The sequence below is a fragment of the Hyalangium sp. genome (assembly GCF_035629615.1).
Taxonomy (GTDB): Bacteria; Myxococcota; Myxococcia; order Myxococcales; family Myxococcaceae; genus Hyalangium.
Genome location: NZ_DASPHO010000070.1, coordinates 1 through 10,600, shown reverse-complemented (window position 1 = coordinate 10,600; position 10,600 = coordinate 1). Strand labels below are relative to the sequence as shown.

The 10,600-nt window shown below is 69.1% G+C and carries 6 protein-coding genes and 1 pseudogene; 2 read left to right on the top strand and 5 right to left on the bottom strand.

What is annotated here, in order from left to right; translation table 11 throughout:
* Nucleotides 1–131: 131 nt before the first annotated feature.
* From VD972_RS03080 to VD972_RS03060, 5 genes are all read right to left on the bottom strand, one after another.
* Complete coding sequence (locus VD972_RS03080; RefSeq protein ID WP_414653975.1) at nt 132–1,673, bottom strand: M20/M25/M40 family metallo-hydrolase; 1,542 nt, start codon at nt 1,671–1,673, stop codon at nt 132–134.
* A 62-nt stretch (nt 1,674–1,735) separates the two neighbouring features.
* Complete coding sequence (locus VD972_RS03075; protein WP_324980463.1) at nt 1,736–2,743, bottom strand: hypothetical protein; 1,008 nt, start codon at nt 2,741–2,743, stop codon at nt 1,736–1,738.
* A gap of 61 nt (nt 2,744–2,804) precedes the next feature.
* Nucleotides 2,805–6,176 carry an amidohydrolase family protein gene (locus VD972_RS03070; RefSeq protein ID WP_414653974.1) on the bottom strand — a complete coding sequence of 1,124 codons (3,372 nt, stop codon included), beginning with the start codon at nt 6,174–6,176 and terminating at the stop codon, nt 2,805–2,807.
* A gap of 76 nt (nt 6,177–6,252) precedes the next feature.
* Nucleotides 6,253–7,617 carry a restriction endonuclease subunit S gene (locus VD972_RS03065; RefSeq protein ID WP_324980460.1) on the bottom strand — a complete coding sequence of 455 codons (1,365 nt, stop codon included), beginning with the start codon at nt 7,615–7,617 and terminating at the stop codon, nt 6,253–6,255.
* On the bottom strand, nt 7,607–9,151 hold the full coding sequence (locus VD972_RS03060) for a class I SAM-dependent DNA methyltransferase (protein WP_324980457.1): 1,545 nt from the start codon (nt 9,149–9,151) through the stop codon (nt 7,607–7,609). Before VD972_RS03060 ends, VD972_RS03065 begins: the two co-directional genes overlap by 11 nt.
* Nucleotides 9,152–9,400: 249 nt before the next feature.
* Here VD972_RS03060 and VD972_RS45395 point away from each other — a divergent pair.
* Nucleotides 9,401–9,478: pseudogene (locus VD972_RS45395) on the top strand (hypothetical protein); the annotation flags it as partial.
* Nucleotides 9,469–10,600 (top strand): hypothetical protein (locus VD972_RS03055; RefSeq protein ID WP_324980453.1); only part of this gene is annotated, 1,132 nt, incomplete at its 3' end. The pseudogene VD972_RS45395 and the gene VD972_RS03055, both read left to right, overlap by 10 nt.

Here is a 10,600-nt window from a genome sequence, read left to right as displayed (position 1 = left end):
TTTCACCCAGGCCACGTCGTCGGTGTACCGGGTGGCGATCCTGGTGGCGATCCTGGCGCTGATGTTGACGGCGGTGTTGCCCTCGCGGCCGCTGCGGCGAGGCCCCTTGCCCTCGCCGCCCGCGGAGTAGATCAGCGGTCCGATGACTTCACGTTCCCCGCGCCTGCGGGGGGAGCGCCAGGCACGGGCGGCCTGCCCAGCGAGGGCGGCGCGGTCAACGAGGGCGCCGTGGGGGGCGCGGAGGGGCGAACCAGCAAGCCGGGCATCTCTGCCATCACATACGTCATCCACGCCACGGCGGCCGTGCTCTTCGCCAGCGCCTCCGGCTCCACCTTGTCGAGCGTGTCCGCGTGGGTATGGTGCACATCGAAGTACCGGCTGGCGTCCGTCCTCACGCCGAACATGGGCACGCGTGCTGGGACGAGCGGCGACAGGTCCGCCCCACCTGCTTCTCCCGGCAAGATCGTCCCCGCGCTCAGCGCCACGAGCGGGCTCAGCCATGGCCGCACCAGCTCGGGGGCGCCCTCCCCCGCGCGGAGCTGCACTCCCAGGGGCCGCCCACCGCCCGAGTCCATTTCCATCGCGGCCACATGGCGCGGCAGCTCTGCGGCATGCGCCTGGGCATAGGCCCGGGCCCCACGCAGCCCGTTCTCCTCGTTCATGAAGAGGACCACGCGGACCGTGCGCCGAGGCGCGGGCTTCTGCCGTGCGAGCAGCCGCGCGGCCTCCATCACCATCACCACACCTGCCCCGTCATCATGAGCGCCCGTGCCCACGTCCCACGAGTCCAGGTGGGCGCCGATCAGGACAATCTCCCCGGGCCTCTCGCGGCCCCTCACCTCGGCCACCACATTGAAGGAGTCGACCTCCGGGAGCTCCTTGCATCCGAGCACCAGACGCACCCGGACCGGGCCCCCCTCCGCCAGCAGGCGGTGCAGGAGCCCGGCATCCTCGACGGTGACGGAGGCGGCGGGAATGGGCGTGACGCCATCCTCGAAGCGAGTGGAGCCCGTGTGGGGCGTGCTCAGGGATGCAGTGGCCAGTGATCGCACCAACGCTCCCGCCGCACCGGCCTTGGCTGCTACCGAGGGCCCTCGTCCGCGCAGCGCGGCGAACCGCCCGTAGTCCTCAGCCACCTTCATGTCATGACTGAAGAAGACGATGCGGCCCTTCACGCGATCGCCAAGCGCCGCCAGCTCCTCGAGCGAGGACACCTCTACCACCTCGGCGGTGATGCCCTCGGGAGGAGTGGCCGCGCTGCCGCCCAGCGCCATCACCTGGAGCGGCCGGCCTCGGAACCGCTCGGAGGTGAGCAGCTCGGCGCGCTCCTCACCGCGAACCCAGTGTGGCACCTTCACGGGCTCGAGCCAGGCCTTCACACCATCGGCCTTGAAGGAGCGCAGGGCCCACTGCACGGCGGCCTCGGCGCCTTCGGAGCCAGACAGGCGCGGGCCGATGCCATCCGTGAGTTCGGTCAGGCGCGCCCAGGCATGACCCTCGGTGAGCGCAGGACCTACGAGCCGCTCGGCCGCCTGGAGCTGGGCCGCCGTGGGTCCCGCCATCTTCGCAGCCTGGGAAGGCACATTGCTCGCGGTACTGGCCTTGGGAGCCGGAGTCGCGGCGAGCAGGCTGAACATCAACACGGGGGACAGGATGAGAGGAGTCGCAGGCACGAGGACGCTCCGGAAGAGGCACGCACTCTCCGGTCTCGGGAGAGTCCTCGCAAGCGTTTCCGCTACCGCTTGGAGCGAGGCTTGAGGACTTTCACGCTCCGGCCGTGCTTGCCCGCTTTGCGAGCCGCAGGCTTCCGGGTGGGCCCTGGTTCGAAGAGCTCCTGGACAGACTCCACCGTCACCGCCCTGCGCAGCCAGAGCTTGAGCTGCGAGGAGTCCGTGCAGGCCAGGATTTGCTTGCGGGCTGCAGCGCCTACCTTGATGCCGCGGGCATCGAGCACCTCGAACAGGGCTGCCAGCTCACCCTCTTGGCGCCCCTCTTGGCGCCCCTCTTGGCGCCCCTCCTGGCGCCCTTCCTGGCGCCCCTCCTGGCGCCTCTGCTCAAGCTGGGCCACATGCTTGCGCACGAACTCAGTTTGGTACTCGTAGTTGCCACTCTGCATCAGCGCCTCCCAGGTTCTGCGGGCCGCCTCGCTCAGCGCGGACAGGGTCAGGTCAACGTAGAGGTTGAGGCGCTCGGCATCAAGGCCTCCTACCGCCGCCATGACCGCCTTGGCGATGACCGAGCCTACCTCTTCTTTCCCGTGTGCCATGGCCGACAGCACCGCCAGTTCAGGGTCCCGGCGCGCCCTCTGCTCGTCGGTAATGACGGGGATCGCCCCCGGCCCAGCCACCAGCGGCTGGAGCACGAAGCCGGGATGTCCCAAGTCAATGGGCTGAGCGCACCACCGGGCCACTGCGGCGTCCGGAGCCACCACGAGCAGGGCGGTGGGACAACCCACCCGTGATCGCAGGCTCGTGAGGTACAGCGGCCATGTCTTGCGCTTGTCCTCATCCCGCGAGAGCTGCACCTCCACGACAATGGCGAAGACGGGCTTGCCCTCCAGAAGCAGCACCACCAGGTCCGCGCGGTACTCGGTGGGAACCACCTCGGTGAGCTCGGCAGACTCCACCCGCGCCTCGGACCAGGCCGGCAGCTGGAGGCCGAGCGCGTCGCGCAGCAGCTCGGGCGCCAGGGTGGGGCGATTGCGGAACAGAAGCAAGAGTCCTTCGTGCTGCATGGAAGCCATGGCGCGGCACCCTACGCGAGGGGTCTGACGCCCACAGGCCCCCATGCTGGGTTGGCTTCACTCAGTCCTGTTCCGTGGTGACCGTCGACCCGGGTGCCCAGGTCTCGCCACCCTCGCGCTCGAAGAAGAACTTCGCGCGCTCACGGGGAGCGTTGCCCACCTCGTTCATCGTCCCCGAATCGAAGAGCCGCCCGTTCACCATCGTGTAGCGCACCGACGCGGAGTTGCGCAGGTCCTCCAGCGGGTTCTTGTCCAGGACGATCAGGTCCGCCAGCTTCCCCTGTTCCAGCGAGCCGATGTTCCGATCCAGCCCCAGGTACTGCGCTCCTGCCAGGGTCCCCGCCCGCAGTGCCTGCAGCGGCTTCATCCCGCCCTGGCCGAACATCCACAGCTCCCAGTGCACTCCCAGGCCCTCGCGCTGCCCATGCGCCCCCAGCTGCACGCTCACCCCCACGTCATTCAGCTCCCGCGCTGCCCGGGCCACGTTGATGTGGTTGAACTCCTCGTCCGGCGCCAGCGTCCGGCGCCGGCTGCGTGAGTCGACCACCCTGCGCGGCACGAAGGACATCAGCCGTGAGTCCTCCCAGACGTTCGTCTTCTGGTACCAGTACTCCTCGCCCCACAGCCCGCCGTACGCGACGATCAGCGTCGGCGTATAGCCCGACTTGCTCTTGCTCCAGAGCTGCTTCACATCCGCGTAGATGCGCGCCACCGGCAGCGCGTGCTCCACGCCCGTGTGCCCATCCACCACCATCGCCAGGTTGTGATGGATGAGCGAGCCACCCTCCGGCACCACCATCATCTGCAGCTCGCGCGCCGCCTGGAGCACCTTCTGCCGCTGATCCCGCCGCGGCTGGTTGTAGCTCTTCACGCTGAAGGCCCCCACCGCCTTCATCCGCCGCAGGTGAGAGCGCGCATCCTCCAAAGTCTCGACGGGCGCCTTGTACCCCACGCCCTGCGCGCCATAGAGGATGGTGCCCGTGGAGAAGATGCGCGGCGCGACGATACGCCCCGCCTTCGCCAGCTCGCTCGCGGCGAAGATCTCGGCCGTCGCGTTCGACGGGTCGTGCAGCGTCGTCACCCCGTACGCCAGCGACGAGAAATTCACCCAGCTCTGCTCCGGGAGGATGCCGTCCGACCCCATCTGCCCATGCCAGTGCACGTCCACGAACCCCGGCATCACCGTCTTCCCGCGCACGTCGATGACCTTCGCGCCCTCGGGCACCTTCACCTCTCCCAGCTTGCCCACCGTGACGATGCGGTTGCCGCGCACCACCACCACACCCTCCTCAACCACTTCCTCCCCACGCATGGTGATGACACGCCCGCCCACCAACGCCACTGCGCCCGGGGGCACCGCCGTGGGCAGCTCGAAGCTGATGTTCACACCCTTGTCCGGCACCTCGGGCAGCTTCTCGGGCGCACCCTCCACGAAGCGGAACGCCTCGCGCAGCTCGCGCATGAACAGCTCGGGCCCCAGCGCCCAGTACAGCCGCTTCGAGTCCCCGGACCAGTGCAGGTACTCGCCCGCATCCTTGGACACCTTCGCCACCGGCAACACCTTGCTGTCCTTGCTCACCGGCACCGCCTTCGCACCCCGCGGCAGCGGCATGAGGTACGCGTTGAAGCTCTCCCGGAACGCCACCCACCGGTCATCCGGCGACACGCGGAACCCCGCCACCTCGGCGCTCGTGAGGTGCGTCCGCTGGTGGCCCCCATCCAGACCGATGCTGCGCAGCTCGCGCTTGTCCTCCTTCTCGCCCCCCTCCACCGCCAGGTAGTACACCCGGTCCGAGCCCGCTCCGAAGTGTGCCTGCGAGCCGTCCTTCACCAGCCGCCGCGGCTTTCCACCGTTGCGGCCGATGACATACAGCCCCTGCTCACGACTCCACTCGCCGGGCAGCAGGAACCCGCCACCGCCTGCGGTGTAGACGATGAAGCGCCCATCGGGCGAGAACGCCGGCTCCTGGTAGAAGCCCGGCTGGGCACTCACCACCTGGCCCTCGCCGCCAGCCGCTGACACCACGCGGATGCTCCCGTACTTCTCGTCGTCCCACGTCGTGTAGACGATGGAGCGGCCGTCCCGAGAGAACGAGGGGGACATCTCGAAGTGATCCGTCTGCTTCGTCAGCCGGCGAGGTGCGCCTTTGGGCAGCTCGCGCACGTAGAGGTGCCCGAGCGCCTGGTACACCACGCGATCGCCCTTCGGCGACACCTGGACCCAGCGCAGCATCTTCGGCTGGAACTGCTCGGGGGCCACGTTCTGCGGGAAGCGGAGGGCCTCGGCGACGGCGCGCGTACTCTTGACTCGGAAGGGGATGGGCGTGACGCGCCGGGTGGCCACGTCGATGCGGCTCAGCTTGCCGCCCGCCCAGAAGACCAGGGACTTGCTGTCCGGCGTCCAGGCCATCACCGGGTACACGCCGTGGATGGCCCACGTCTCCTGCATGTCGCGATCGAGCCCGTCGAACAGCGGCCGCTCCGCGCCCGACACCACGTCCGCCACGAAGAGCGTCGTCTTTCCGCGCACACGCCGCACGAACGCCAGCTGCTTCCCATCCGGCGACGGCGTGGGCCGCACCGAGCCTCCAGGGCCGGTGATGAACGGGTCGATCTCGCGCGTCTCCATGTCCAGCCGCTGGATGACGTAGATCTGCCCGTTGGGGTCTTTGTTGTACTCGAAGAAGCGGCCCGGGGTGACGTCCTGGCTGAAGTAGACGTAGCGGCCGTCCGGGGAGAACACGGGCTCGCCCACGTCCTTCTGCTCGTTGGGGCGCTCGGTGAGCTGGACGCCCTCTCCACCCGAGCGGTGGTAGAGCCAGATCTCCCCCGCGCCGAGCGAGCGCTTCGAGGTGAAGTGCTTGCGCCCGAGCAGGTACTGCCCGTCCGGAGACCAGGCGGGGCTGTTGAGGAGCCGGAACTTCTCCTGCGTCACCGCCTGTGGATCCGAGCCGTCACGCCTCATCACCCAGAGGTTGTCCCCGCCGCCGCGATCGCTCGTGAAGGCAATGGACTTCCCATCCGGGCTGTAGCGCGGCTGCATGTCCCAGGCGATGCCGTGGGTGAGCTCCTGGGCCTCACCGCCGGTGATGGGCAGCGTGTAGAGGTCGCCCAGCAAGTCGAAGACGAGCTCATCCCCGCGGGGGCTCACGTCCACGCTCATCCACGTCCCCTCGGTGGCGTCGATGGCCACCTCCGTGGAGGGAGCGTTCGGAGCGTTCACGTTCCAGTCCGGCGTCCCCGCATCGGGAGAGCCAGGGGGAGGGGGCATGCCCGCATCCACCTGGGTGGCCTCGGCGGCTGTGCGGGCCGGATCCTTCTTCGGCGGAGGCTGGGGATCATGCCGGGTGGCGGGAGGCGTCTGCGCGCCAGCGGAGAGCATCACGCCAGAGAGCAGGAAGACGCAGCACAGCAGCGGCAACAGTCGATTCACGGAGTGTTCCTGAGGGTTCGAGCCGGGCGGATAGTAAGGGAACGAGCGGCGAAGCTCACCATTCCCAGCTCACGGTTCAAGCGTGGGCTGCCAGCACGGCCTCCGCCTCCCGGGCCCGCAGCGCGCCCGAGAGGAGCCCTGGGAGCAGGGCGTCACGCAGCGACTCGAACGTGCGGCTGGCGTCGAGCTCTGCCCACACACGCCGGTCGAATGGCAGGACCGTGGCGGCGAACGCGTCCTGCACGGCGCGCGACGGCACCAGGAAGTCCAGCGCTGCGAGCAGCGCGGTGTTCAGCGATGGCCGCGTCGAGCCCAGGGCCTGACGCTCCACACGCGAGAGGAAGAGGGGCTGCCGGTAGACCTGGGAGAGGTACCGGGGGTGCACAACCCCTTCCACCGGGACACGCGCTCGCAGCATCTGCCCGGAGATCATCCACCCGGCCTGATGCGCTGGGACGTAGGCCGATCTCCCCACCACCCCGATGCGTGTGAAGACGATGTCTCCCTCGCGCAGCCGGTAGCGCTCGAGCGTGGGGAGCTTGTGGACACCCACCCGTGGCAGGTCGCGCCCGCCAATGTGTCCCTCCTTCACGTCCGCCACCTGGACGAGCGGCACTCCCTCCTCTCGGTAGTCCGAAGCATGCAAGAGGCTGCCAAATGGCCCCGTCATCACGCAGTCCGTGCCAGGGAACAGCTCCCCCAGAGAGCTCCTGTGCCAGCCCATCGGCAGCACCTCTCCCAGCTCAGACGAGGTGAACGCCGAGGGAAACAGCTCCGCCAGCCCGGCCCGCAGCGGCTCCGGAAGGCGTGCCTCGGCCCGTGCGCGGGAGGGCTCGAAGTCCACGAACCACGACTGGAAGAGCGCCTGCGCCAGCGCCTCCAGCCCGTGGATGACCCTCCGCCCGGCATGGATCCGGTCGTCCAGCGCGCCCAGGAGCCTGGCAATGGCGTGCTGCTCGGCCAGGGGCGGCAGGGTGATGTGCATCCGCCGCTGATCCCTCAGGCTCACGTAGTCCGCCATGTCGGTCTGTCCCTTGACGGAGTGCACCTGCCGCGAGAACTCCTCGCCGTGCATCCAGTAGTAGAGGAACCGGCCGTCGAGCACCTGGGCATCACACGCCCGCCAGAAGCACAGCTGCGGCGAGTAGACGAACCGGGGCGTCTCCGGCTTCACGAACGCGAGGCGCCCCACGGTCCCCTTGGAGGTGAAGACGACGTCCCCGGGTTGAGAGACCCGCTCGCCGACCCGGGGCAGGTGCTCCTCGCGCAGGAAGGCGGCGTCCTCGAAGTGAAAGCCCTCGTCGATGTTGCCTGCCCGCGCGAAGGGCAGGCCCGGCCGGCCCAGCTCCAGGTTCCTCGCCCGGTAACCATCGCTGATCGCGAGCACGCCCGCTTCGAGGAGCTGCTCGATGGAGGCGCGCCTCCCTCCCTCAGCCCTCATGGACCAGCCTCCGCAGGCTCTCGCGGATCTCCTGCTCCAGGCGGTGCGTCTCCGCCACGTGGTGCTCCAGCTCGGAGACGAGCCGGGGCATCACCACCGAGAACGGCTCTCCCCCGCCCTCCTGCACGAGAGCACCCTCGCTCACGTAGCGTCCGGGAGTGAGCGTGTATCCGTAGGCGGCGATCTCCTCGCGAGTGACTGCGCGACAGAGCCCCGGAGTGTCCTCGTACCGTCCTGCTCCCAGGTCGCCTCGCCAGGCGTGGTACGTGGCCGCCACGCGCCGGAGGTCTGCCTCGGTGAGCTCACGGTGGCTCCGGTCCACCCGGCTCCCCAGCCCCCGAGCATCGATGAAGAGCACCTCTCCCGTCCGTGCGCGGCGCTGGCCGTGGCCGCCCTTGTCCCGCGCGAGGATCCACACACAAGCGGGAATCTGCGTCGCGTAGAAGAGCTGTCCCGGCAGCGCCACCATGCAGTCCACGAGATCCGCTTCAATGAGGGCCTGGCGGATCTCTCCCTCTCCGGCCTGGGTCGAGGACATGGAGCCATTGGCCAGCACGAAGCCCGCCACCCCTTGAGGCGACAGGTGGTGCACGAAGTGCTGCACCCACGCGAAGTTCGCATTGCCAGAGGGCGGTACGCCGTACTTCCACCGCGCATCCTCGCGCAGCCGCTCGCCGCCCCAGTCGCTCACGTTGAAGGGCGGGTTCGCCAGGATGAAGTCCGCCTTCAGGTCCGGATGCAGATCCCGGTGCAGGCTGTCCGCGGGCTCGGGGCCCAGGTCGTGGTCAATGCCCCGGATGGCCAGGTTCATCCGCGCCAGCCGCCACGTCGTCGGGTTGGACTCCTGTCCGTAGAGAGAGATGTCCCCCTTGTGCCCGCCGTGCTCCTCGAGGAACCGCTCGCTCTGCACGAACATCCCACCCGAGCCGCAGCATGGATCGAATACCCGCCCCTGGTACGGCGCCAGCATCTCCACCAGCAGCTTCACCACCGACTTCGGCGTGTAGAACTGGCCCCCGTTCTTCCCCTCGGCGCGGGCGAACTTCGCCAGGAAGTACTCGTAGACGCGGCCCAGGAGATCCCTGCCCCGCTGCTCCGGCTCACCCAGCCCGAGCGTGCCCACCAGCCCCACGAGCTCTCCCACCCGGCCAGGGTCCAGCGTCGGCCGAGCGTAGTCCTTGGGCAGCGCGCCCCTCAGGGCCGGGTTGTCCAGCTCGAGGGCCGCCATCGCCGCGTCCACCCGCTTGCCGATATCGGGCTGTCTCGCGTGGCGGGCCAGAGACTCCCAGCGCGCCTGCCTCGGCACCCAGAAGACCCGGGCCTTCCGGTACGCCAGCGGCTCCTCCAGCCCCTCGCGCCGGCCCTCCTCCGCGAGCAGCCGGGCGCGGTGCTCCTCGAAGGCATCGCCGATGTGCTTGAGGAAGACGAGCCCCAAGATGACGTGCTTGTACTCCGCCGCGTCCAGGTTGTTGCGCAGCTTGTCCGCTGTCTCCCAGAGCGTGTCTTCGAAGCTCAGCTCGCCGCGGTTCCCCATGGGGGCCGAACCCTAGAGCGCATTTCGGGATTCTCAAGCGGATCGCATGGCGCGCCGCATCAATCGGGTTTCCCCTTTCCTTGTTACAGCGCCGCTCTTGCCGCTTCTACAGGGTGGAATGCTCCTACCCATGGATCCATGGAGATCTCACACGCCTCAGCCAGGACGCGAGTCGCATGCTGGTGGACATCCGTGCGTTCCCGAGGGCCAGACTCCGCTCAGCATTGAACCCTCCTCGCTCGCTCCCTCACCGGCACATTGAATGCTTACACGGGGATGGTGCGCATCCACGAGGGAGCGCTGGGGGTAGGGCGTCCATGGGGCTGAGGGAGCTGAAGGAGACGGCGCATCAGCAGTTCGTGCGTGGGAAGTTCGCGCAGTGCGCGCACACGTACCAGCAGATCCTCCGTCTGGCGCCCAGGGACCCGAACCTCTACGTGCGGCATGCCGAGGCAAGCAAGCGTGCAGGAGATCGGCAGGGAGCCATCGCCTCGTACCGGACCGCGGCGGAGCTGCTGCTGGAGCTCGGCTGTGCTTCCCGCGCTCGTGGAGCACTCAAGGCGGCCCTCGAGTTGGACCCCAGGGATCCGTTCCTTCAGAACGACATCGCACGCCTGGAGCCGCACCACGAAGAGCTGTCCTCCTCCGGCCTCTCCGGGGAGCGTGACGGGCTGCCCCTGTTGCCGCCGCTGGAGCCCGGCCTGGCTCCGGTTCCGCCTCGCGTGGCTCCGCGCGTCATGAGGGCCACGCGCCATGAGGAGCTCTTGCGGACACCCGCGCTGCCGCCCATCCACCGGGCCTTGCCCTCCGCGCCGTCCGTGCCACCGCTTGGTCCCCCCGTCCTGCTGCCCGCGCCGAGGGCGCGCACCGCGGCCTCGGGTACGCCTTCACCTGCCTCTGCCTCTGGCCCGGAGAGGTTGGGGACGAACCTGGCCCACGCGGCCACCTTCACACCTCCCCGATCGGCCCCTCTGGGCTACCGGGCTCCGGCTGCGCGGCCTGCGACTGCTGCGCTCCCGACTCGATCGGGGACGACAGGCCACCCGCCGCCGGTGCTTCACCCCATGGCCACGCCCTCGCTCCCGCCTCGGTCCGCAACGAGGGGCTCGCACGTGCAAGCTCCTCGCACCCCAGCGCCACCGGTCCTGATGCCGCAGCCGGTGACCACGGGCATCCAGGCCTCGGCCTCAGTCGTTCAGGCTTCGAATCACGGTGCAGTCGCGTCCGGGAGGGTCGCTGTGCCACCACCACCGCCCGCGGAGGCCCTGATCGAGGCGGCGCGTGAGCTGCCGCTGGAACAGTCCTCCGGTCCTCGTCTCGAAGTGCGGCGCCTGTCGATGAGCACGCTCGCGTTCCGATGCTCGCCCAACGACGGCTGGGCTGTCATCCGGTCGCACACGCCGCTCGAGATGCACCTGGTGGAGGATCTGGAGAAGCTCCCGCCGCTGA